20 protein-coding genes are annotated in these 22,325 nt (G+C 43.1%); 9 read left to right on the top strand and 11 right to left on the bottom strand.

Annotated features, from left to right (window positions below):
* Window positions 1-98 precede the first annotated feature (98 nt).
* Complete coding sequence (locus tag QXL29_03355; protein ID MEM2283630.1) at window positions 99-1,910, top strand: radical SAM protein; 1,812 nt, start codon at window positions 99-101, stop codon at window positions 1,908-1,910.
* Here QXL29_03355 and QXL29_03360 read toward each other — a convergent pair.
* Together QXL29_03360 and QXL29_03365 are read right to left on the bottom strand one after the other, a co-directional pair.
* Window positions 1,907-3,259, bottom strand: coding sequence for a digeranylgeranylglycerophospholipid reductase (locus tag QXL29_03360; GenBank protein ID MEM2283631.1), 1,353 nt, complete (start codon window positions 3,257-3,259; stop codon window positions 1,907-1,909). The genes QXL29_03355 and QXL29_03360 overlap by 4 nt on opposite strands.
* 52 nt (window positions 3,260-3,311) lie before the next feature.
* Window positions 3,312-3,722 (bottom strand): hypothetical protein, encoded by a 411-nt coding sequence (locus QXL29_03365; GenBank protein MEM2283632.1) that lies wholly within the window; start codon window positions 3,720-3,722, stop codon window positions 3,312-3,314.
* Between the two features lie 493 nt (window positions 3,723-4,215).
* On the opposite strand from QXL29_03365, the gene QXL29_03370 reads away from it, so the two are divergent.
* The 4 genes from QXL29_03370 (at window position 4,216) to QXL29_03385 (ending at window position 9,029) form a co-directional block, all read left to right on the top strand.
* Window positions 4,216-4,845, top strand: a complete 630-nt coding sequence (locus tag QXL29_03370) for a DUF973 family protein (protein ID MEM2283633.1) — start codon at window positions 4,216-4,218, stop codon at window positions 4,843-4,845.
* Between the two features lie 614 nt (window positions 4,846-5,459).
* The gene (locus tag QXL29_03375; GenBank protein ID MEM2283634.1) at window positions 5,460-7,019 is read left to right on the top strand and encodes a hypothetical protein; all 1,560 of its coding nucleotides are present in this window, start codon (window positions 5,460-5,462) and stop codon (window positions 7,017-7,019) included.
* Window positions 7,020-7,157: 138 nt separating this feature from the next.
* On the top strand, window positions 7,158-7,787 hold the full coding sequence (locus QXL29_03380) for an MBL fold metallo-hydrolase (GenBank protein MEM2283635.1): 630 nt from the start codon (window positions 7,158-7,160) through the stop codon (window positions 7,785-7,787).
* A gap of 48 nt (window positions 7,788-7,835) precedes the next feature.
* Complete coding sequence (locus QXL29_03385) at window positions 7,836-9,029, top strand: amidohydrolase (GenBank protein ID MEM2283636.1); 1,194 nt, start codon at window positions 7,836-7,838, stop codon at window positions 9,027-9,029.
* Window positions 9,030-9,251: 222 nt separating this feature from the next.
* On the opposite strand, the gene QXL29_03390 is transcribed toward QXL29_03385, so the two are convergent.
* From QXL29_03390 to QXL29_03415, 6 genes are read right to left on the bottom strand one after another with little or no spacing between them, the layout of a single operon-like run.
* On the bottom strand, window positions 9,252-10,607 hold the full coding sequence (locus QXL29_03390) for a serine hydrolase (protein ID MEM2283637.1): 1,356 nt from the start codon (window positions 10,605-10,607) through the stop codon (window positions 9,252-9,254).
* A gap of 25 nt (window positions 10,608-10,632) precedes the next feature.
* Entirely contained in the window at window positions 10,633-11,646 is a 1,014-nt protein-coding gene (locus tag QXL29_03395) for an ATP-binding cassette domain-containing protein (protein MEM2283638.1), read from the bottom strand.
* 5 nt (window positions 11,647-11,651) lie between these two features.
* Window positions 11,652-12,626 (bottom strand): ABC transporter ATP-binding protein, encoded by a 975-nt coding sequence (locus QXL29_03400; protein MEM2283639.1) that lies wholly within the window; start codon window positions 12,624-12,626, stop codon window positions 11,652-11,654.
* A 5-nt stretch (window positions 12,627-12,631) separates the two neighbouring features.
* Window positions 12,632-13,504, bottom strand: a complete 873-nt coding sequence (locus tag QXL29_03405) for an ABC transporter permease (protein MEM2283640.1) — start codon at window positions 13,502-13,504, stop codon at window positions 12,632-12,634.
* Complete coding sequence (locus QXL29_03410; protein MEM2283641.1) at window positions 13,501-14,445, bottom strand: ABC transporter permease; 945 nt, start codon at window positions 14,443-14,445, stop codon at window positions 13,501-13,503. The genes QXL29_03405 and QXL29_03410 overlap by 4 nt, the downstream gene beginning before the upstream one ends.
* Before the next feature lie 19 nt (window positions 14,446-14,464).
* A complete protein-coding gene (locus QXL29_03415; GenBank protein ID MEM2283642.1) occupies window positions 14,465-16,099 on the bottom strand; it encodes an ABC transporter substrate-binding protein in 1,635 nt (544 codons plus the stop codon).
* A gap of 177 nt (window positions 16,100-16,276) precedes the next feature.
* Here QXL29_03415 and QXL29_03420 point away from each other — a divergent pair, with 177 nt between their 5' ends.
* Together QXL29_03420 and QXL29_03425 are read left to right on the top strand one after the other, a co-directional pair.
* On the top strand, window positions 16,277-17,863 hold the full coding sequence (locus QXL29_03420; GenBank protein MEM2283643.1) for a D-aminoacylase: 1,587 nt from the start codon (window positions 16,277-16,279) through the stop codon (window positions 17,861-17,863).
* Window positions 17,864-17,983: 120 nt separating this feature from the next.
* The gene (locus tag QXL29_03425; GenBank protein MEM2283644.1) at window positions 17,984-18,640 is read left to right on the top strand and encodes an orotidine 5'-phosphate decarboxylase / HUMPS family protein; all 657 of its coding nucleotides are present in this window, start codon (window positions 17,984-17,986) and stop codon (window positions 18,638-18,640) included.
* A gap of 57 nt (window positions 18,641-18,697) precedes the next feature.
* On the opposite strand, the gene QXL29_03430 is transcribed toward QXL29_03425, so the two are convergent.
* The 3 genes from QXL29_03430 to QXL29_03440 all read right to left on the bottom strand — a co-directional run bounded on the left by QXL29_03430 (window position 18,698) and on the right by QXL29_03440 (window position 21,208).
* On the bottom strand, window positions 18,698-20,017 hold the full coding sequence (locus tag QXL29_03430; GenBank protein MEM2283645.1) for an amidohydrolase family protein: 1,320 nt from the start codon (window positions 20,015-20,017) through the stop codon (window positions 18,698-18,700).
* Window positions 20,018-20,087: 70 nt separating this feature from the next.
* Window positions 20,088-20,927, bottom strand: a complete 840-nt coding sequence (locus QXL29_03435) for a QueT transporter family protein (GenBank protein MEM2283646.1) — start codon at window positions 20,925-20,927, stop codon at window positions 20,088-20,090.
* A 5-nt stretch (window positions 20,928-20,932) separates the two neighbouring features.
* A complete protein-coding gene (locus QXL29_03440) occupies window positions 20,933-21,208 on the bottom strand; it encodes a hypothetical protein (GenBank protein MEM2283647.1) in 276 nt (91 codons plus the stop codon).
* A 157-nt stretch (window positions 21,209-21,365) separates the two neighbouring features.
* On the opposite strand from QXL29_03440, the gene QXL29_03445 reads away from it, so the two are divergent.
* Together QXL29_03445 and QXL29_03450 are read left to right on the top strand one after the other, a co-directional pair.
* Window positions 21,366-21,575, top strand: coding sequence for a hypothetical protein (locus QXL29_03445; protein MEM2283648.1), 210 nt, complete (start codon window positions 21,366-21,368; stop codon window positions 21,573-21,575).
* Complete coding sequence (locus tag QXL29_03450; protein MEM2283649.1) at window positions 21,568-22,311, top strand: purine-nucleoside phosphorylase; 744 nt, start codon at window positions 21,568-21,570, stop codon at window positions 22,309-22,311. Before QXL29_03445 ends, QXL29_03450 begins: the two co-directional genes overlap by 8 nt.
* Window positions 22,312-22,325 lie beyond the last annotated feature (14 nt).

Below are 22,325 nucleotides of genomic sequence, written 5' to 3' on the forward strand. Positions count from 1 at the left end.
CAACGCAGTCTTACTCAATTTGGGCCAGGGGCTTCGTAAACCAATAAAAACTGAAAATATTTATTATTAACAGAGTGAAAGTTTAGGAGGTAATGCAGTTGAGCAACAGTCAAAGCTCTAGGGAAGAAAAGTTAATAACGCCATCATATTATGACCGGACGACGCAATCTATTAAGATAGCTGACAGAGAAGTTAAGATATGGGGTTCCCTACCTAAACTTAACGAGAATGAGAAACTGGTTAGGACTACACAATCTATATGTCCCTACTGCTACGCGCTACTACCCGCGGTTATCTTAGAGAGAGACGGGAAACTATATATAAGGAAGGAGTGCCCTGAGCATGGGGAGATTGAGGAGTTATATCAGGGTAGCTCCGAGTTTGCTAGGAGGATAGAGAAATGGTATGTTGAGGGCAGGGGTCCTAGACACGTGTACACGAACTTCTCTGCTCCATGCCCTTACAGCTGTGGTTTATGCCCTATACACAAGAACCACACAGCACTAGCTAACTTAGTCTTAACGAATAGGTGCGACTTAGACTGCTGGTACTGTTTCTTCTTTGCTGAGAAGTCAGGGTTTGTCTACGAACCAACTATAGAGCAGATCAAGTTTATGGTTCAGCAACTTCTTAAGCAGGGCGTCACACCAGCCGTGCAGCTTACTGGCGGTGAGCCTACCTTAAGAGACGACATAATTGAGATAGTTAAGTTGTTGAGAGAGATGGGGGTTAGGCATATACAGCTAAACACTAATATAACTAGATTTGCTAAGATGTACTTGTTTGAGGGTGAGGAAGCTGCAGTAAGGTTTTCTAAAGGTCTTAGAGAAGCAGGAGTTAACACGATATACATGAGTTTCGACGGGGTCTCGCCGCAAGCAAATCCTAAGAATCATTGGGAGGTCCCGTTCGCTTTAGACGCTTTCAGGAAGTCAGGAATGACTAGTGTCGTCTTAGTTCCTACAGTGATTAAGGGTCTCAACACGCATGAATTAGGAGATATTATAAAGTTTGCCGCTCTTAACAAAGACATTATTAGGTCTGTTAATTTGCAGCCAGTGTCCTTAACTGGAATGATAAAGAAAGCTGAGAGAGACGAATTAAGAGTAACCATATATGATGTGGCTAAGCTGATAGAAGAACAAACTAAGGGTCAAATAAAAGTTAGTGACTGGTTCCCCGTGCCGGCATCAGTGCCTATATCAGAATTCGTTGAGGGGTTCAGCGGAGAGTTCAGGTTTGAAATGGCTAATCACCCAGAATGTGGTGTAGGGACTTACGTATATATAAGAATGAATGACGGGGAACCTGAATACATACCTATTACCAAGATGATAGATGTTCAGGGCTTTTTAGATTACCTCAGAGATAAATCTATGGAGCTAAAGAGTGGTGGGAGCAGATACTTAGTCGGGTCTAAGCTAATAATTTCGGCGTTACTGAAATACATAAGGTGGAGTGACGTACCCTCAGAAATTAAGGGTATCCTGCGTAAGCTAATAAGTGAGGTGCTAGTCAAGCACACGTATGAGTCTCTCGGCGAGTGGCACTACAAGTTTACTTTCTTGGGCATGATGCATTTCATGGATCTCTACAACTACGATGTTGAGAGGGTAATGAGATGCAACGTACATTACTTGATGCCCGATGGTCGTGTAGTCCCGTTCTGTACGTTTAACGTGCTTAACGATGTGTATAGAGACTACGTGCAGAAGAAGTATATGTTTACTTTAGAAGAGTGGGTTAAGATGAAGGGACCTAACAGCATAGGAGAAGCAGTAAAGTATAGGAGGAACCTAGACTTAATAAAGAAGATGACATCACATCCACTCTACATAGAGACATACAAAGACTTCATCCATAAATGGATTAATATGTACCCGTGGCTTAAAGACTCTCTACTAGCTTAACTTATTTCTTCTTTAAACCTTGAATACAGTCTCTCGACTTCATCATACCACCTAGCCAGGCCTTCAGGTTTCTCAGGATAGTTTAGGTATAAGCGCTTAACGTCATTCATATAGTTAGCAACTCTGCGGAGCTTTAATAGGAGAGAGGGTCTTGATAAACCAGCTAGTAGTCTCATAGCTTTCTCAACGACGCTGAGTTCTAGGTCTCCCTTGAGGGAGACTTCATTTAAGTCTTCTTCTTTTATTATCTTCTTGCTCATCCCATACTCTAGATCATCATCACTTAGTTTCTGGAGGAAAAGCCTGAAGACGTCGAGAGCTGCTTGCTTTGCTCCATATCTCTTATTAAAGCATATATTAGCTTCCCACAAGTTCTCTGCTGAAGGATTACCTAATTCTAGTGCGTGTTCTATTGACTTAGAGATGCACCACGAAGCTAGCATAGCAGAGCCTTTACCACCCCCATGTACTGGGTTCACTGCATAAGCAGCGTCTCCAGTTACTGCGATGCCGTTCCAGACGAGAGTTTTTACGGGTTTTCTAGTGGGTACTGCCGCACCGCCTGCCTCAATGACTTCACTCCCCCTGAATTCTTCTCTGCTTATGATGTATTGGTGTAGGAGGTCTCTAGGATTGGGGTAATTCATGCCGCCCTGAACGCCTAAACCGACGTTGACTACGTCCCCTTCTTTAGAGTAAGGGAAAAACCACCAGTATCCTCCTGGAGCTATTTTCTTGCTAACATAAATCCTGAGGATCTCTGGTTCATCTACTTCTCTCTTCAGTCTCCTAACTTCTCTATACGCTATATTTAAGTCTCTCTGGTCTATATCTTCTCTTACAGGCCACCTACTATCAAGTTTCCTGACTATAGCTCTAGCCATCCCTGAAGCATCTATCAAGACTTTAGAACTCACTTCTTGCTTTCCCTTACCCTTAATCCACACGGAAACACCGACGACGGAGCCGTCTTTAATTAGAGGCTCTACTCCTTGAGTTTCTCCCCAGAAGTCTACGCCTCTGTTAATAGCCTCACTTAACAAATACTTAGTATACTTTATTCGATGAACTTCATAACCCTCACCCAAGACTCTATACTTTATTTTCTCTGAGGGGGAATACACGTCAATGCCCTTCACATAACCTTCTAAGAGCTCGTCAGGAGGTGCTTCAAGCCCTAGCTCGCTGAAGTGGTGCTTGCCTATGGCGTCACCACAAGGTTTGTCACCTAATCTCTCAAAAGGCTTAACATCTAGTACTAAAGCCTTGAAACTACTCCTACTCAGGAAGTAAGCTAGTGAGGCGCCAGCAATCCCGGAACCTACTATTACCACATCGTATGAGACCAAGTGACCGCACCTTTTATACTATGAGGGACAGAATAAATTTTTAGTGTGGGTGTTAAGATTTCAAGTATATTCTCTCCATGCATCCATCTCTGTAGGGTCTTATGTAGTCATAGTCTCTCTCGAAGACTAGCTTAGGATTCACGCGTTTAAGTACATATTTGCATACAGGTTCTGAGACTAACTTACAAGTGTATCTCGTGTCCAACCCTAAAAACATAGTAAGCCTCAGTATAGGGCATGGGTTTCTGCTTATAGTCACTAACTCTTCATTAGTGATTTTCACAACCTCAACATATTCTTTCTTGAGTCTGAGAAATCTGTAATAAAACAAGTCTAACAACTCACTCATAGCTTCTACTCTACGAGGCTTCAAAGTCCATAAGAATCCGTAAGCATAGAAAACAAGGAGACCTAAAAACAGAACAACTCTACTAAGAACTCCTTTCAAGACATTCTTAACCATGATTAAGACACCGCCTTTCGGCAGATAATGATTTGTAGACTCTTACGTACTGACACCCGAACCTCTTTACTTCCACTTCTCAACAACTTCTTCAAAGCCTACACCACAGCAGTTCCAGCCATATCACGAGAGTTTCAAAGCTTTACGAGACTCAGAATCTTGAGGACACTGACAAACATGTAAATAATGGAAGCCTTATAAGCTTTATGACTTATTTCCCCGGCTTCCTAGTAGTTTGATTTGAGTTTCCCAAGGATCTCAAGTTAACAAGTGTAAGAGCTCTTCTTAAGTCGAGAATCACTAGAGTCTAGCGCTTTTTCACTGAATAATGTTGATTTTTCGTGTCAGCATATGTTGTTCAGGTCGTTTCTGAATTATGTTTATGAAATCACGCACGACAAAACAGACTGAAAGTAATCTATGACTTCAGGACCCGTTCTGGTAGTGCTTAAAAGGATATATATAGAGTTTTCGTAATAAATAATAGGGTGTTATGTCTTTCGTAGAAATGATTGAAGAATCAAGAGTAGATGAAGTTGACGCGTTCCGGAGAATGCGGGAAGGAGCATTAATTGAGGTTACTGCATGGACACTTTTTCTAGTCGTTATCTTCGCGATCGCTCGCGAAATAATCACTTCTCCATTACGGACATTCCCGCATCTTGTTGGTGCGGCGGTCGTGTTGCTCGTGATCTTGTTTATGGTGGTTTTCGCCGGATTTGTTAGAATCTCTTCTGGCGTTGAAGACTTAGCTCAAGTAAATTCAGAGCTTTCGAAAATTTCTTTATTAATTAAATTCCCCTTGTGGGGTTCGCTACTTATTGCGGTGGGCCTATTGCTAATCCCAGTCATTATAGGCGTTATGATAGTGACTGTTGGGCTCGTCTTATTAATAATAAGTTACGTAGGAATAATATTATTGTCTTTTGAGTTCTACGACGAGTATGATGACAAACTATACTTGATTGCCGGCATACTCTTCATATTTCATGTAGTGTCTCTGATATTTAGTCTAGGCATCGCTACTCCAGTACTAGGCGCGGTTGCGTGGGCACTTACCTACTCCGCTCTAAGTAATACAGTTAGGAAATTACGAAGATCACAATATTCGAGCCAGATTTGAAGAGAAAAGAAAACTAGAGACTACGAAGTACTAATAGCCTAGTATAAACTCAAAGAACACGTTAAAAGCCACGTCCTATACGCGAAGGAGAAATCAAGTTATGAAGGCTCAAGACTAAATGTATGCTTCGTTGGTGAAGAGGTATGACATTAATTTATTTATACTCTTAAGGCTCTGAAAATAATTAGAGTGTTGCTCAAACTTAGATGGAAGTTGTTCTCAGAAAACAGCAGAAGAGATGAACGTCATAGAACATGAAAGTTAATGAACTAATACCTACCGAGAAGAATTGAGGGCTCGTTCCGTGGTTTATCTAGTGTTGAGTCCTTGGTGTTTATCCTTATCTCACATATTACGTGACTCAGGACTATGGCTTTGGATTTACTCTCATGAGCTTGTTCCAGAGATTCTGAGATAGCCAATACGAAGAGGCTCGTCATCAACGCGCTATAAAGCACAATACTTATAGGCTTTCATTTCGGTCTTGGAGGACAAGGGTTTTTAGTCGTGAATACTTGAGAGCGTATTTCGGCCTAGAATTTTCTTGATTATTGTTGAGGGAATGAATTAAGGTTTATAAGAACCTTACGACTAGTATAATTGGGGGAAGTATTGTGAATTTTGATGTATCTTCTTTTAAGAAGAATTATCTCTCATTCCTTATTAGGAAGACTAGTGAGTCTTATAAGAAGTTGGGTGATGACGAGGTTGTTGGGTTTATTATGTATTGGTCAGAGAAGGAGAGGAAAAAGCCAGGTATTTTGAGGAGGAAGGGGGAGAGTATAGAGAAGGTAGTTCTCGCTTTCTATCCTGTTTTGCTAGAGGCCTACTCTAGCGGGAGCGCGATATTGATAGATCCCTTGAGGCGGGGTAAACTCACGTTAACTTACGACGTTCCTGACGAGAAAGCTGTTGATTCTGCTCTCGTAGAGCTGGCTTCTAGTTCTGGGAAGTCTTTTCTAGATATTCTGGTTAAGATAGACAAGCTGTCAGAAGATATTGCCGGCAGTAGAGGGCACGTCATCAGAAGGTCTGTAGAGTTAGAGAATGTTGTTTCAGACTCTTCCTTCATTAATGACCTCAAGCTCTTCTTAAATCATACGACCGATTATGGCCTCCCATTCGTGGAGATACCGTGGATTAGTGTTGATTGCACTAAAGAAGCTGAGAATGTTAAGCTCGTGCTGAATGAGATTAGTAACTCAATAAGTTACGTGAGTAACGTCTCAGGGAAAATCAATGACTTACTCAGTAACTGGAAAAAGAGCGTTCAGAAAGAGTATGAAGTCAAGATCACAGAACTAGACCAGAAAATAAAAGAAACTAGAGAAATTGTGATGAAGAATATTGAAGAACTTAGGAAGAAGAAGGATGAAGAGCTTGCGTTAATTAGGGGGAGATACCAGCCACACATAGAAGCTGTTGAGAAGAGAATTGCTGAAACTCAAGAAAACATGAAGAAGCTTGAGGAAGAGATTGAGAGAGCGAAGAGTTACGGGAGAGACGTCTCAGACCTGAAGAAGAAGTTGAGTGAGTTGAAGAAGACTTTAGAAAATCTTGAGAAAGAGTTGAGTGATGAGAGAGCAAACTATGAGAACGAGGTTAAGAGAGCTGAAAAGAAGTTTGAGGAATTGACTGAGGCTGAGAACAATAAGGTTAAGTCACTCCTTCAGGAGAAAGAAGCACTAAGGAACGAGCTTGAATCACTGACTCGAGAAGCTGATAGAAGGTCTGACAAAATAAGAAGTAATCTCCAGGAGTATCGAGAGAAGTTAATTAAGGTAGAAAAAGAAATAGAAAAGATAAGTCTCTCAATTCCTTCCAGCGGTGTTGGACTGTACATGATCCCAGTAGCTTATACCTCATACGTATCTGATGGGTCTCGACGTTCAGTAATAATTACTCCAGTAGTTCTAGAGCCTGGCGGATGGCTCGGCCCGAAACTCAGTCCGGTAATTGTTGAGGGTTTACGTAATTACTTGTCGTGGTCTAGAGAACTAATAGAGAAGACTGAAATGAAATCTGAGCTTGAGGCTAAAAACCTCCTCGTCAATATAACGCTGGAGAGAATCGAATTAGCGTTAACTAGATTAGCTGAGATGGACCTTTTCTCTAGAGATGAAGTAAAAGAAATAGTAAACAGTATAGGAGAGCAAAAGAAAATAACTTCTTAATCTGAAACAGTCTGTTTTTAAGTCCTTTAATTAAAGTGTTTTCTCTATAATTTCTAGCGTTGTTTAAGCTTAAAGAATCAACAATTATTAGTGACTTATAATATAGCTAAGATAGCCAGTAGTTCTGGGTGGTAACTAGTGATTAGGTATCGCAAGATAGTTGGCGGTCCTCTAGAGACTAACACCTACATAATATACTCAGAGAATAGCGGGATAGTTGTTGATCCGGGTGTTAACCCAGACTCTATAATGAAGGTTATCGAAGAATTAGGTGTTACTAAAGTATATTCAGTTATAGCCACGCACGGACATTTTGACCACGTTTTCTATGCTGGTAGAGTGTCTAGGCTCCTCAGCACTAGGTTTTTAATCCACGAGTTAGACATAGGCTTAATTAGCAGGTATAAGTTCTTAGCCGAGGAACTCTACGGCGATGTCTTAGAATTGCCGGAGTCTATAGAACTCGTGAAAAGCGATGTTGTCTTAAGGTTTAAGGAACTTGAGGTCAAGATTCTCCACACGCCAGGCCATACGAGAGGTAGTTTATGCCTGCTAGTAGGGAACTTACTTGTCAGTGGAGATACTTTATTTAAAGGCACTATAGGGAGGGTCGATTTCCCTGAGAGCTCTGCTGAGGATATGAAGAGTTCGCTTATTAAGCTCGTTAAGCTGTCCAATAATTACGTAATTCTCCCAGGTCATGGTGAAGTCACGACTCTTGATCAGGAGAAGAGAAATAATCAGTACCTGAGGAGGTTGCTCGAATAATACGGGAGTAAGTTAGTTAAGGTTTTAACAGTGTTTTAACTTAATTTAATGGTGTCTAACACTGTGCTAGACCCTGTTGAAGCCAGAATTATTGAGTTATCTAAGTCATTAAGTGACTACATTATTGGTTTGAGGAGAGATATTCACATGTATCCTGAGTTGAGGTTTGAGGAATTCAGGACATCAGAGGTCATTATGAAAGAGTTGACTAAAGTCGGCATCGAGTACGTTAGAGCTGCTGAGACCGGAATAGTAGGTCTTGTTAAGGGAAGCGGTGATCGCGTTGTAGCTCTGAGAGCTGATATGGATGCTCTCCCAATACAGGAAGAAAATGAAGTACCTTATAAGTCTAGAATTGAGGGTAAGATGCATGCTTGCGGTCATGACGCGCACGTAGCTATGTTGTTGGGTGCTGCCAGAGTACTCGTAAGCATTAAAGAATATCTGAGAGGAAGCATTAAGTTGATCTTCCAACCTGCTGAAGAGGGGGGTGCGGGAGCTAAGAAAGTAGTCGAGGAAGGGCATCTGAAAGACGTTAACGCAATATTCGGTATTCATGTCTGGTCTGACTTGCCTGCGGGCACAGTAGCTACTAGGAGAGGACCTATGTGTGCTTCAGCAGACTCATTCGTGATAAGGATTAAGGGTATGGGGGGTCATGCAGCACATCCAGAACTAACTAAAGATCCTACAGCGCCTGCCGCAGACATTTACAATGCTTTACAGAAAATAGTCACTAGAAACGTAGGTGCGTTAAAACCTGTCGTCATAACTACCCCGAAGTTTGAGGGGAGTAAGGCAAGTAACGTGATACCTGACGAGGTAAGAATAGCTGGAACTCTAAGAACGTTTGACCTAGATGTTAGGAATAGAGTTTTGGCTAGAATAGAATCTATAGTCAAGTATTACTCGCTAGCATGGGAATGCGAGGGTAGTCTCGAGTTAAGCGAGGTTTTCTACCCTCCGGTGGTCAATAACCCTGAACTAGCTGACTTCGTCTTGGAAGTAGCTAACAAGATAACCAAGACTTCCGAAGCTTTAATGACTATGGGAGCTGAAGACTTCTCATACTATCTGCAAGAAGTGCCTGGCGCGTTCATATCGCTCGGAGTAAGGAATGAAGGCAAAGGCATTATATACCCGCATCACCACCCAAGATTCAACGTAGATGAGGACGTGCTCTGGCTAGGAACAGCGCTACACGCGTTACTAGCATATAACTACCTCAAGAGAGCTAAGTAAGTGTCTGCCACGTGCCCCTCATCTGGGTTACTCTGGCTTTTCTGGACGCGGGCCCCATCTTTCGTGGGGTCATCAAGGGCTACATCGGCGGGCACTAGCGGGACTACCTCAAGAGATAGATATGCTCTCCACCTATGATGAGACCTACCTCCAAGCATGGTAGTAACAACTTATAAGTTTTCACTAAGAAGACACTCAAGAGAACAAAGTCTCTCTGAGAAATTATGAAGAAGTTGTTTTTATTAATTCGTACCTGTCGTAAACCATCGTGATTTTCGAGTTCTTTATGTAAAACTCTACTGGGATCTTGGCAGCTAATGTGTGGATCCTAAACAATACGTAGTCTTCAGACATCTTCTCAAGCACTAAGGGCACGGGGCTTGAATCCCTAGAATCTTCTTCTAGGAAAAGCATGTCTCCACTCCTCTTAACGTGTATCCTGACAGTCTCTTTATAGTTTTTGTATGTACCCACTAATTTATCATATGTCCTCTCAGTCAGTACGTAAGGCAATTCTTTCTCGGGGTCTCTCCCTAGTAACATGGCTAGAGCATACCCGCCAATGAGAGAGAGTGGGTAGCCTGACGAGTTAGCTAGGACTGCAACACTTATTTTCTCGTCAGGCACGTAGCCTACGTAAGCTGTATAAACTAACACAGACCCGCTGTGACCGACTAACTTACGGCCGAAGAAATTGTGACGTATTGTTAAGCCAAGACCGTAAGAGTCAGCTACGACACTCTCGTAAGGCAATTGAGTGAATGCTCTCTCCATCAAAATGATTGAGTCTTTACTAAGAATCTCTACATCATCAAGTACCCCTCTATTAATTAGTGCTTCGGTAAACCTGAGTAGGTCAATCACGTTACTAAATAAGCCTCCATCAGCCGAGATCCCGAACACCGGCTCTGTCCTGACGTGCTTGCCTTCCCTGTTTATGAGGTACGGCGTCGCTCTGTTGCTGTCTCTCAGATACTCGTCTCTAGTAAAGTAGCTCTTCTTCATACCTAGCTTATCTAGTATGTTAGTCTTGATATAAGACTCGTAACTTACCCCGCTAACTTTCTCTATTATCTTCCCTAAAAGGACATAACCCTCGTTCAAGTAGAACCACCTCTCACCAGGTTTGTGCGTGAGCCACTCGTTATAATCTCTCATGAAGCTCACGACGTCGTCTGGAGTAGCTATAGGAAACCAGTAGTTGCTCAGTCCATAATAGCTGTCTATTAAGGCTTCAGCATAACCTAGTGCGGGTATTCCTGAAGTATGCGAAAGCAGGTGATAAACCTTGATATCGCTAGATTTAATCACGTCAACAAACTTATTTACAGGCTCTTCGAGACTCATTAGACCTCTCTCAACTAGCTGCATGGTCGCTACGGCGGTGAATGTCTTAGTTACGGAGCCAACACAATAGTTTGTGTTTGGTGTTGCAGGTAGTGATTCGGTAATGTCTCGGAAGCCGAAACCTCTAGAGTAGATCACCTCCCTGCCCTTTAGTAAAGCCACACTAATGCCTGGAAACTTGTACTTAGTCAGTCTTTCTTGAATAAAATTCTCGAGAGCAGTGAAGTCCAATCAAACCCACCACAATAGTACTAGATTACTCAGATAAAAAACTACTTATGTCGGCGAGGAACTCGTTAAAACTTAACTCACTTACTCTATGACACGCTACGAAGTGTCTCTTACTGAGCTCAAGTAGTTCAGGTTCTTTCGACCTACACACCTCTGTAGCGTAGGGGCATCTGGGATGATATCTGCAACCCTTAGGCGGGTTGAGTGGGCTCGGAGGCTCGCCCACTACCTCCACGCGCCTCCTATCCCTCAACTTAGGGTCTGGTAAAGGTATTGAGGAGAGTAAAGAGACTGTGTAGGGATGTTTAGGGTTCCCGAAAACCTCGTGTACAGTCGAATACTCTACGACCTTCCCTAAGTACATCACCATAATGAAGTCACTGACGTGTTTAGCTGTTAGTAAGTCATGCGTGATGAAAATGTAGGTCAGTTTATGCCTGTCCTGAAGATCTAGTAGTAGGTTCAGTATCTGCGCCTGTACCGACACGTCGAGAGACGAGGTTGGCTCGTCAAGTACTACTAAAAGTGGTCTAAGTATTATAGCTCTAGCAATAGCTACTCTCTGTTGCTGACCTCCTGAGAGTTCGTGCGGGTATCTCATTAAGTGCTCCGCACTTAAACCTACCTCTTCTAAAGTCTTGATTATTTTCTCTATACGTGTCTTCTCGTCTTCACTGCTGTGTATTTTCAGAGGTCTCTCAAGTATTTCCTTCACCCTCATTCTCGGATTTAGTGATGAGTAAGGGTCTTGAAAAACTATTCCAGTAGATTTCCTGAATTGTTTTAGTTCCTTCTTATTAAGATTTGTTATGTCGCTACCATTGAATATTATCTTGCCTGACGTAGGTTCAATTAATCTCAAGATAGTTAATCCTAGGGTAGTCTTGCCAGAACCTGACTCGCCCACAACGCCTAACGTAGTTCCTTTCTCGACGCTGAAGGAGACTCCATCAACTGCGCGCACGTACTGCTTTTTAGCGAAGAAACTTTTTTTGAATTCGAAATACTTTTTTAAGTCCTCAACTACTAAGAGTTCCATGAGAGTCACCTAATTCTATCGTAGTTGTGGCAAGCAACTAAGTGGCCCTCACGTACTTCAATTATCTGGGGTTCTTCTCTCAAGCACTTACGTGTAGTGTAGGGACATCTTGGGTGAAACCTACAACCACTGGGTGGATTCAGGAGGCTAGGCGGTGTTCCAGGTATTTGGTTTAGTCTGGTCTTTGATTTTCTTCTAGCTACCACACACTCTATCAGACCTTTAGTGTAGGGGTGTTGGGGGTTCTCAAATATCTCTCTCACGTCAGCTACCTCAACTATTTTCCCAGCATACATCACCCCAACTCTGTCACATACTTCAGCTACTATGCCGAAGTTGTGTGTTATTAGTAGTAATGTGAGTCCGTACTCACTCTTGAGTTCATACAACAACTTGAGTATCTGGGCCTGTATAGTGACGTCTAAAGCTGTTGTGGGTTCATCAGCTATTAGTAGGCTGGGCTTACATGTGGTCATCATAGCTATCATAGACCTTTGTTTCATTCCCCCGCTAAACGTATGGGGGTAGTCTTTAGATCTTAGGTCAGGGTCAGGTATCCCTACTTTACCTAATTGTTTTACCGCGGCTACTAATGCTTCCTTCCACGACATTCTGAAATGTATTAGTGGGACTTCAGCTACCTGAAAACCTATAGTGTGAACTGGGTTCAGAGACGTCATGGGGTTCTGGAATATCATCGCTATTTCTCTTCCCCTGATCTTCTGTAGCTCGCTCTCACTAGCTCGCAACAGGTCTATGCCCTTAAAGAGTATATTACCGCGTAAGAGCCTCGCGTTAGGAGGGAGTAGTCTGGGTATAGCTAAAGCCAACGTACTCTTACCGCACCCTGTCTCGCCGACTAAGCAGAAGGTTTCACCCTCATAAATCGCTAGACTTACTCCGTCAACTGCTCTTACACAGCCTCTGCTAGTCTCGTAACATATGTGTAGGTCCCTTACCTCAAGAAGCGCTTCAGACACTCGCGTCACCCCAGCCTCAACTTAGGGTCTAGAACGTCTCTTAGAGCGTCTCCTAGAAGGTTAAAACTCAATGCAGTCAAGGTTATGAATAGCCCGGGAAACACGGAACACCACGGTGCTTTGAATATGTAGTCTTTTCCCTCGTTGAGCATAGCGCCCCAGTCAGGAGTCGGGGGTTGAGCACCGAAACCTAAGAAGCTAAGTGCTGTAGTGTAGAGTATCGCTGAAGGTATAGTTAAAGTTGCTAGGACTATAACAGAAGCTAGTGTATTTGGTAAAACATACCTGAACATTATGCTCAAGCTAGACTCACCCACAGCTCTCGCAGCAGTTATGAATTCTCTGCTTATTATTGACTGCGTCTTAGCCCTCACTATCCTCGTGTAGGGAGCCCAACTAACTATAGAGACTGCTACGACAACGTTCGTTAGTCCAGGACCCAATATAGTCACTATAGCTAGAGCCAAGATTATTGGGGGAAAAGCCCAGAGCATGTCAGTAATCGCTGATATTAATTTATCAATTGACCCCCCGTAGTACCCAGCTATTAAGCCTAAAGGAACTCCTATCCCCGCTTCAATCAAGACTACTAGCAGACCTACCCATAAAGCTATCCGAGCACCGTAAACAATCCTGCTGAAGACGTCTCTCCCTAGATGATCAGTCCCGAAAACATTCGTTGTAGATGGTGGCAGTAGTCTAGATGAAGGATCTACCTCATCAAACTTCTTAGGAGCTATGAAGTCAGCTGTTAAAGCAATGAATAACATGAAGGACAAAATGATTAAGCCAGCTAAACCCCTCTTATGTTTTAAGAAGAGCATAAATTCCTCGCTGCTACTTAATGACTTAATCTTTTCTCTAATGAGTAGTGTCATGAGCCACCACCCTTCTCTATACGTACGCGCGGGTCTAAGACAGCCACCACGATATCTCCTAATGTGTTGAAAACTACTGTGAGGACAGTTATTATCAGTACTATACCCTGAACCACGGCGTAGTCTTGTCTTATTATTGAAACATAGAGTAACCTACCCATCCCCGGCAAAGCGAATAAAGTCTCTATAACTACTGCACCTCCTATCAGCCACGGCACATCAAGAAAGAACATAACGACCACTGGTATCATCGCGTTCCTAAGTGCGTGAACTAATAATACCCTCTTCTTATTAAGTCCTTTAGCCCAGGCAGTCCTTATATAGTCTTCGTTAAGGACTTCGATCATTTCAGCTCTCGTGAGTCTCATCACGTAAGCCGACGAGGGGAGTGCTAGCGATAGCGCGGGCAGTATCAGAGAGTGTAATCCCTCATAACCAGATATGGGTAAGAGCTTTAGGTAGTATCCAAAAACTAACATCAACATAAGACCAAACCAGAAGCCAGGTATTGAGTAACTAGCAACTCCCGCTACAGATATAACGCTATCTACTAGAGTTCCCCTCTTCAGCGCTGTCAGGAGTCCTGTCGTCACGCCAATAGAGTAAGATAGTAGTGTCGAGATGAGCATTAACATCATAGTGTAAGGCAGTCTCTGAGATATAAGTGAAGATACCTGCTCTTTAGTAACTATGGAGACTCCTAAGTCGCCTCTAATGACGTGTGAGAGCCAGTAGAAGTACTGTATGTATATGGGCTGGTCAAGTCCCCAAGCCCTCCTTAATTCCTCAATCTTAGCAGGAGTTACTCTTTCCCCAGCTAGAAGGAGTTTTATGGGGTCTCCTGGCAACATATACATTATGTAGAAAAGAATTATCGTTACACCAAAAATAACTGGAATCCCTATTAAGAGTTTCTTGGCTACGTATGTGAGTAGACCCATCTTAGTACCTACTCCACTACTATCTCTGCTCTACCCACGCATCGTTAATTATGAGCGTACCGTAAGGTGGGAGCACTATTAACCCCTTAACATTCTTGTTAACAGCCGTGTATTCCTTGAGTACGAAGAGAGGTATCAGCGGGAGATCCTTAAGTAATATCTCCTGTACCCTAGAGTAAACTTTAGTTCTCTCAGTCATGTCACTCACGGAGCGGCCCATCTCCAGCAACTCATCTACTTCAGGGTTTGAGTACGTGTAGTTGCCGTACTCGCTGTGAACTAGGTAAATCAGTATGTCTGGGTCAGCCCACGAGAACCTCCTCAAAGCTAGTTCAAAATTCCACTCACTAGTCAATTCTCTTATATAGTCATACGTGTATTCCTTAATTTCTACGTGTATTCCTATTTTCCTCAGCTGTGCTTGAATTAAGGGGGCAGATTTCTTGAGTGCTGGGTCATCAGTTGGTGAGAGCAGCGTCATTTTTAGCGGGATGCCGTTCTTATCAACTATCCCGTCACCGTCTGTGTCTACCCAGCCAGCTTGCCTGAGGAGTTCTCTAGCTTTATTCAAGTCGTGTTCGTAGAGATTCTCAGCAAGTCTCTCGACTGACTCATTGTAGCATATTTGTGAGGGCGAGAGGAAAGAAAACCAGGGTACTACGTTATTGTCTAGTATTGCGGCTATCTCACTCCTGTTAAGTGCCGTCATTATTGCTTGACGTACCCTAATGTCGTCTAGAGGTTCTTTCTTAACGTTAACCATTATGTAGTGTATGCCTGGAGACAGGGTCTCGTAGAGTTGTATGTTCGGGTTCTCTCTGAGCCTCCTAACTTCTTCTAAAGGCACCCCCCTAACGATATCTACTCTGCCTGCCTCAAGCTCTGTTATCCTAGTAAGGTCTTCTGGAATGAATCTTATCACTATTTCGTCTATGTATGGGTTGGGACCTTTGTTATTCACGAAGGGCATGTTAGTTCTGTAATTGTCGTTTCTTATTAGAGTTACGTGAGAGCCCCTAACCCACTCTTTGACTTTGTAAGGACCACTACCTACTGGAAGTCTGTTGAAGGCGTCATCACCAACTTCTCTAGCTACCTTAGCGTTGACAGCCCCTCCATAATTAGTTACGAGCACGGCCCAAAGATACGGTGCCGGCCTGCTGAGAATTAATTTAAGTGTGTACGTATCTAAGACAATAATCTCTGCCACGTCAGCGAAGTCTTCTGCATAAGGTGATATGCTTTTATATCTTTCTATTGATTCTTTGATAGCTTCTGCCGTCAGTGGGTCTCCATTAGAGAACTTAGCGCCTTCAGGTATATGAAAGGTTATGACTGTGCCGTCCTCTGAGACCTCCCAACTCAAAGCTAGGTCAGGGACTATATTCATATCTGGCCCAAGCACTACCAGAGGTTGAAAAATCAGATCATGAACTTCATTAGACCAGGTTACTTGCTGCACGTCTAAGCCCATAGGCTCCTCAGGTATCGCAATAACTAAAGTCCTCTTTAATTGAGGAGTAGTCGCCGCAGGCGAGGTTGGGGTAGGGGTGGGTGCAGGCATTAGAGTAAAGTATGTAGCTAATAAAGCAATAATCACAACTGAAATTAGAACGATTACAGTGAACTTAGATATAGCTTTATTTAAATGCACGAGATCACCTCATTAAAGAGTCGTTATATTGAAGCTAATAAACTTTCAAGTCTCATTAACGTTATTTTGACATACTTTATCTAATCAGGTGTTAGTTTTTAAGTCATTTTAACTTATTTCAACTACTCAAAATACTTTTAATGTGATTCAATGGACTGTCTATGGGGGAGGGGGTTAATGTCTAAATATGACATCATAATTAGGGGAGGTGTGCTCGTTGACGGGACTGGGGCACCACCCTTCAGAAGAGATATCGGAATAGCTGATGGCGTCATAGTTAAGATAAGTGACTTATCTGGTGAGTCGGCTGAGGAGATTATTGAAGCCCGCGACTTCTTCGTGGCTCCAGGCTTCATAGACATCCATAACCATAGCGACAGCAGTATTTTCATGCTTCCTACAGCAGACAACTATGTTACTCAAGGCGTCACCACTATAGTAGTAGGTAATTGCGGGTACTCTCCAGCTCCTTTAACAGAGGAGAACAAAGAATTTATTGAGTATGGCGAGAGAGAATTTATTAAGGAGTTCGGCAGTATTCCCTGGCGTTCTTTTAGTGAGTATCTTAAGAATCTTGAATTACTTGAGAAAAGCTTAAACGTAGTTACTCTAGTTGGTCACGGGACTCTAAGGAGTGCAGTCCTGGGCGCGGGGGAAGCAAGACCTACGGCGAGACAGCTCGAAGAGATGAAGAATTTATTGATTGAAGCTATGAACGCGGGAGCTTTCGGCATGTCTTCAGGTCTTATCTATGTCCCTGGAATTTTCTCAGACACTATTGAGTTGATTGAATTATCTAGAGTAGTCTCGAGATACGGAGGTGTTTACGCAACTCATATCAGGAATGAGGGTGTTGGACTTATAGACGCAGTCATAGAAGCAACGCAAGTCGCGCTAGCTAGTGGCGTCAGTCTAGAGTTATCACATGTTAAGGCAGCTGGACCGCCTGCTTGGGGAAGTGTTTCTAAGGTTCTAGACTTAATAGAGGAGTATGCTAGGAGAGGTTACGACTTCAGTGCCGATGCATATCCCTACGCGGCCAGTTCTACAAGCCTGGAAGCACTACTACCTGCCTGGGTTAGAGAGGGGGGTTACGAGAAAATGGTTGAGAAGTTGAAGAAGCCAGAGTTACTGAATGAGTTAAAAAGTTTTCTAATGAGGTACGGCATACCTGAAGAAATGCATAGTGACTGGGATAAGATAAGAGTTTCATACTCAGAAAATCATCCAGAGGTTCTAGGGAAGAACATAGAAGAAATATCAAGAATATGGGGTGTTGAGCCTGTAGACGCTATAGTTAGGTTGCTTGTAGAAGATGAAGGTCTGACAAATGTTGTGATGCACACTATGAATGAAGACGATGTTGTTAAGGCAGTATCACACCCTCTAGTAGCTATAGGAAGCGACGGTAGCGTGATGAGGTTTGGCGAGGGAGTACCACACCCGAGAAATTACGGGACATTCCCTAGAGTCATCGCTAAGTATGTGAGAGAGATGAAGGTCTTAAGTCTCCCGGAAGCTATAAGGAAAATGACTTCCTTACCTGCTAGAAAATTAGGGCTATACGATAGAGGAGTATTAAGGCCTGGTTTCAAAGCTGATATAGTAGTATTTAATTACTACACTATAAGGGATAGAGCGACTTACGAGAATCCACACACTTATTCGACCGGCGTAGAGTACTTGCTAGTTAACGGCGAGCTCGTAGTAAAAGAGGGTAAACACACAGGAGTTAAGTCGGGGAAGCTATTGAGGAAGTCTTAAGCTAGACTGTTTCCCATCTTCATTACCTCACATCACTCAAAAACCTGACCTACTCTATGAAGGTGGACTCATCCCTAGACGTAAGACATTTAATAAATCCTGACTTATATTACACGAGCGGTGATTGCGTTGGCGATACTTCAGATAGCACTCGATTCAACAGATCTAAAAAGAGTTCTTAAGCTGTCTGTAGAAGTAGCTTCAGTGACTAAATGTGAGAGTGTGTGGCTTGAAGCAGGGACTCCCTTAATCAAGTCTTGGGGCACGTTGGCAGTGAAGTCTCTGAAGGACCTTACGGGCTGCTTCGTCGTAGCTGATACTAAATCTATGGACGTACCTGGTTTAGAGGGTGCAGTAATGTATGAAGCCGGTGCTGACGCGTACACGGTCCTGGCTGTTGCTGAAGACGAAATGATTAAAGAAGCTGTAGAGGCCGCACGTAGTTATGGTAAGTCTGTGATAGGAGATTTAATAAGTCATCCTAGACCACTTCAGAGAGCACAGGAACTCCACCGATTAGGTGTGGACACGATAGTTTATCATATAGGGATAAGCGTTCAGAGGGCTCGGGGTTTGAGAGCAATAGACTTACTGAATGAGGCGGCGAGAATAAAGAGGGAAACATCACTCAGAGTAGCTGTAGCAGGTGGTATCAAACCAGAAGACGTTAAGAAAATAGTAGAAGAAGGCATAGACATAGTCATAATAGGGGGAGCCATAACTAACTCAGAAAGACCTATAGAAGCGGTTATGAAGACGCTCACGTACATGAAGTAAAACTTAAGCACTTTCTTAGAAACATCAAATTTTTGTGATAAAATTTAGTTGAGATAATTATTTATCGCACACTATAGCCTCGTTTAAGAGTTCCCTGCGAAGCTCTAGCAACTTCTCGTAAAGTTTCTCCGAGTCTATTCTCAAAGGCTTTTTATTAGAGATTATCTTTTTCCCATCCACATATACATCGTTAACGCTTTCATCTCCTATGTTATAGACTATGGTAGTGTAAGGGTCTTCTCTCAAACTCGCAATCCTGGTCTTAGGCGGTTTCAGGACCACTATGTCGGCCTTCATGCCAGGTTTTAATGCTCCAACTAACTCTCCTATACCTAAGCTTTTGGCAGCTTTGCTAGTAATCATCTCAAGAACTTCTCTTGGTTGGAGCTTGCCAGGCGTTCTATAACGACTTGACTGTGCAGCTATAGCTAGCTTTACTTGCTTGAAGAGACTTAAGTCTCCGTCTGTTACGGGCCCGTCCGTAGCTAGAGATACTGTAATACCTCTCTCTAAAAGCTCTCCTACCCTCGCTATGTCTTGACCCCAACTCATTATAGTGAACGGTGAGTACGCAACGTATATTTCGTGCTTAGACAACACCTTAATATCTTCGTCTGTAAGATACACTGCGTGAGCCAGTAAAGGTTTGGTTCGCAAGATACCCAGTTTTGCGGCTAGGTCCGTAGGCGTCACTCCATATTTACTCCTAACGTAGTCAAGCTCGTGTAGAGACTCAGAGAAGTGCATATGGATTCTTATGCCGCTCTCCTCTGAGAATTCGACAGCCTTAAGTATAGTCTCGGTACTGCACGAATACATTGCATGAACTCCTATCATAGTCTTCACTCTGCCGTTTGCGGTCCCGTTGAAGTTTAAAGCGAAGTTTATTGAGTCCTCGATAGTGTGTTTTGGTGCGTGCTCACTATACTCTACGACACCCTTAGCTAGAACACCCCTAACACCTAACTCCTCAACAGCTCTGACTACTTCTTCTTCATAGAAGTATTGGTCCGCGAAAGTAGTAATACCGTTTTCCAGCATCAGTAGTATTGAAGCCTTCGTAGACACGTAGATGTGTTCTGGTCTTAACAGACCCTCGACACACCAGATTTTCCTCAACCAGTCAAATCCAGTCAAGCCAGCTCCTAAGCCCTGGAGAATTAGCATCGGTGCGTGCGTGTGAGTATTTATTAGTCCGGGCATCACTATCGCGTTCTCATCTCCCTCAACGAGATCACACCTTACTGAATCTCTCTTATCCCATCTCGTCACTTCTTCAATCAATCCAGTAGCGTCATCAAACGCAACTAGCCCGTTACTTATTAGCCCGTATTCTCTACTCATAGATACTATGAGTCCTCTTAAGCACACGATCATTATTATGAACACCCAATATCTCATTAACAACAAAACTTAAGTACGGAATTATGATTTAATTTAAAAAGACTTACCCTAAGATTTTTATTCTGTCAGCCCAGTAGAGGCCTCGCGCCTTTATTGGGGGATACAGTATGAAGCCTAATATCGGAGTTATTATGGCTGTTATGAATGCGTTGTTGAATATCACCCAAGGCGCGAAAAAGCCCCATATGAACGCTTTAGGTAATCCTATAACAGGTTCTGCGAAGTCGAGCCACCAAGAAATATATAGTGAGCACCACACGCTAGATACTAGAACTCCCCATACATAGAACTCGATGATGCTGCGCGGCGTCCTGAACGAGTGGTCTCTCATTAGCTTGTAAGGTACGTAAGCTATTATGAAGTTCCCCACGAAACCTCCTAAGCTACCTACGCTTAGGTATCCGGCTAGCGCGTCAGCTATGAAGTTACCTATTGATGTTCCTAAGGCGCCAGGAATGCCGAATAGTATTCCGAAAAGCGGTGCGAGGGCGTTGGCTGGTCTAACCCACGTGAAGCCAGGTATTATAGGTATTCCCCCAGTAGCTGCTAACGCGCCACCGTAGACAGCTGCAGACAGCGCGGCCACAGACACGTCAATCGCGTCCCACTTTATTACTTGCCTCACTATCTTTAAACCCTTGAAAGTCCTGCCACTTAACTCCATGAAGAATATGAGTGTACCCACTAACCACAAGACCCCGCTAATTGCGAATAGTCCATCTCTCCCTAAGATGTTGAAAGGTTGTGTTATTATCCATTCACTGGATTTGTCAAGTCCTTTAGCTAGTATGTCAAACCCTATGTAGAATATGAAGGCTACGAAGATAGCTGCTATTATGAAGGCAATAATCCATAATGCTGATGAGATGGGTCTAGAAGCCATCATGCTCACCTCCTTAACACGCCGGCCCGCATCCAGTAATAGAGTACTGCACCCAGGCCGACAACCAATAATGCCACACCTATTATATTAGCTACTGGGTAAAGACCTGACTCATATACTCCAGCATAGACGAAAAGATAGTAAATCCCCATAGTGAGAAGCCATAGAAGCCCTATTAGCAAGACTAAAAGTCCCCCCTTAGCCTTACTAACTAACAAGACTATGCCGGCAACAAATATTATGATTCCTATAACTGTTAATAGAAGGTACTGATCTATCATTGGATTCACCACATGATAATACCTATTATAGTAAATTTAAGTTTTTTAGCTCTCTGAATTAAAAGAGCATAACAAAGTTGTTGCATCTGAAAGCCTAGTCTCTTGGAACGAGAATGAGTAGAAAGATTTATAATGCTTGTGTTTACAGTATCTTTTGATGGGATACTTGCTCATGATAGTTACCTCAGAATACTTGAGGAGCGAGCCTCTCATAGATTCGGGAATTACGTCCTCGCCTCACATTATATGGAATAGAGGTGGTGTCTCCAAGACCTGGCACGAGGTTAAATCCCTGATAGAGGAGGGATATAGTCTTAAACTCTCCAGAGTCCTGCTATTCATGACGGGGAGGAATTCAAGTGAGTGAGACCGTTCACATAAGAGTTAGTAAAAAAGAAGACGTTGCTGAGAGAGTTATTATTGCTGGTGATCCAGCACGCATTGATCTATTGAGGGAATTCTTAGAAGAACCCAGACTAGTAAGTAGTGTGAGAGGTTATCACGTCTATACAGGCTCTTATAAGAGTGTGCCAGTCACTCTTGCTGTTCATGGGATAGGTTCTGGGTCAGCCGCCTTAGTAATAGAGGAATTAATCATGTTGGGTGCTAAAGTCTTGGTTAGATTAGGGACCTGCGGCGCTATGATTAAAGAGTTAGATGTGGGTGATGTTGTAATGCCTGCTGGCGCCTCGTACTATTCTGGCGGGATTTTTTATCAGTACTTGGGTGAGTTAGTTTCTCAGGCAGCGATTCCTGATTTCCAGTTGTTTAAGAACCTCGTTGAGGAAATACACTCGTCTGGTATTAAGTATTTAGTAGCTCCTATAGTAAGTTGTGATGCTTTCTATACTGAGGAGGGATTTATTAGTAAGTGGGTTAAGAGAGGTGCGGTAGCGGTAGACATGGAGACAGCTATACTGTACGTGTTAGGTCTCTTGAGGAACGTGAAGACAGCTTCAGTATTAATTGTGAGTAACTCATTAGTTAAACCTAGTAGATTCCTCTTAGCTGATGAGTTAAAGAGCTTCGTTAAGCGAGTAGCTGTCAGTGTTTTAGAAGCACTTATTAAGACGCCGGCCGACATGAAGCAACTCAATCGCTAAGCATTTTAAGTCTT

This window comes from Zestosphaera sp., assembly GCA_038843015.1.
Taxonomy (GTDB): domain Archaea; phylum Thermoproteota; class Thermoprotei_A; order Sulfolobales; family NBVN01; genus Zestomicrobium.

Bases quoted from the DNA above. Each gene is read 5' to 3' on its own strand.
- QXL29_03365 (MEM2283632.1), bottom strand. From the start codon at position 3,722: ATGGTTAAGAATGTCTTGAAAGGAGTTCTTAGTAGAGTTGTTCTGTTT.
- QXL29_03370 (MEM2283633.1), top strand. From the start codon at position 4,216: ATGTCTTTCGTAGAAATGATTGAAGAATCAAGAGTAGATGAAGTTGAC.
- QXL29_03385 (MEM2283636.1), top strand. From the start codon at position 7,836: ATGGTGTCTAACACTGTGCTAGACCCTGTTGAAGCCAGAATTATTGAG.
- QXL29_03395 (MEM2283638.1), bottom strand. From the start codon at position 11,646: ATGGAACTCTTAGTAGTTGAGGACTTAAAAAAGTATTTCGAATTCAAA.
- QXL29_03405 (MEM2283640.1), bottom strand. From the start codon at position 13,504: ATGACACTACTCATTAGAGAAAAGATTAAGTCATTAAGTAGCAGCGAG.
- QXL29_03410 (MEM2283641.1), bottom strand. From the start codon at position 14,445: ATGGGTCTACTCACATACGTAGCCAAGAAACTCTTAATAGGGATTCCA.
- QXL29_03420 (MEM2283643.1), top strand. From the start codon at position 16,277: ATGTCTAAATATGACATCATAATTAGGGGAGGTGTGCTCGTTGACGGG.
- QXL29_03430 (MEM2283645.1), bottom strand. From the start codon at position 20,017: ATGATCGTGTGCTTAAGAGGACTCATAGTATCTATGAGTAGAGAATAC.
- QXL29_03435 (MEM2283646.1), bottom strand. From the start codon at position 20,927: ATGGCTTCTAGACCCATCTCATCAGCATTATGGATTATTGCCTTCATA.
- QXL29_03440 (MEM2283647.1), bottom strand. From the start codon at position 21,208: ATGATAGATCAGTACCTTCTATTAACAGTTATAGGAATCATAATATTT.
- QXL29_03445 (MEM2283648.1), top strand. From the start codon at position 21,366: ATGGGATACTTGCTCATGATAGTTACCTCAGAATACTTGAGGAGCGAG.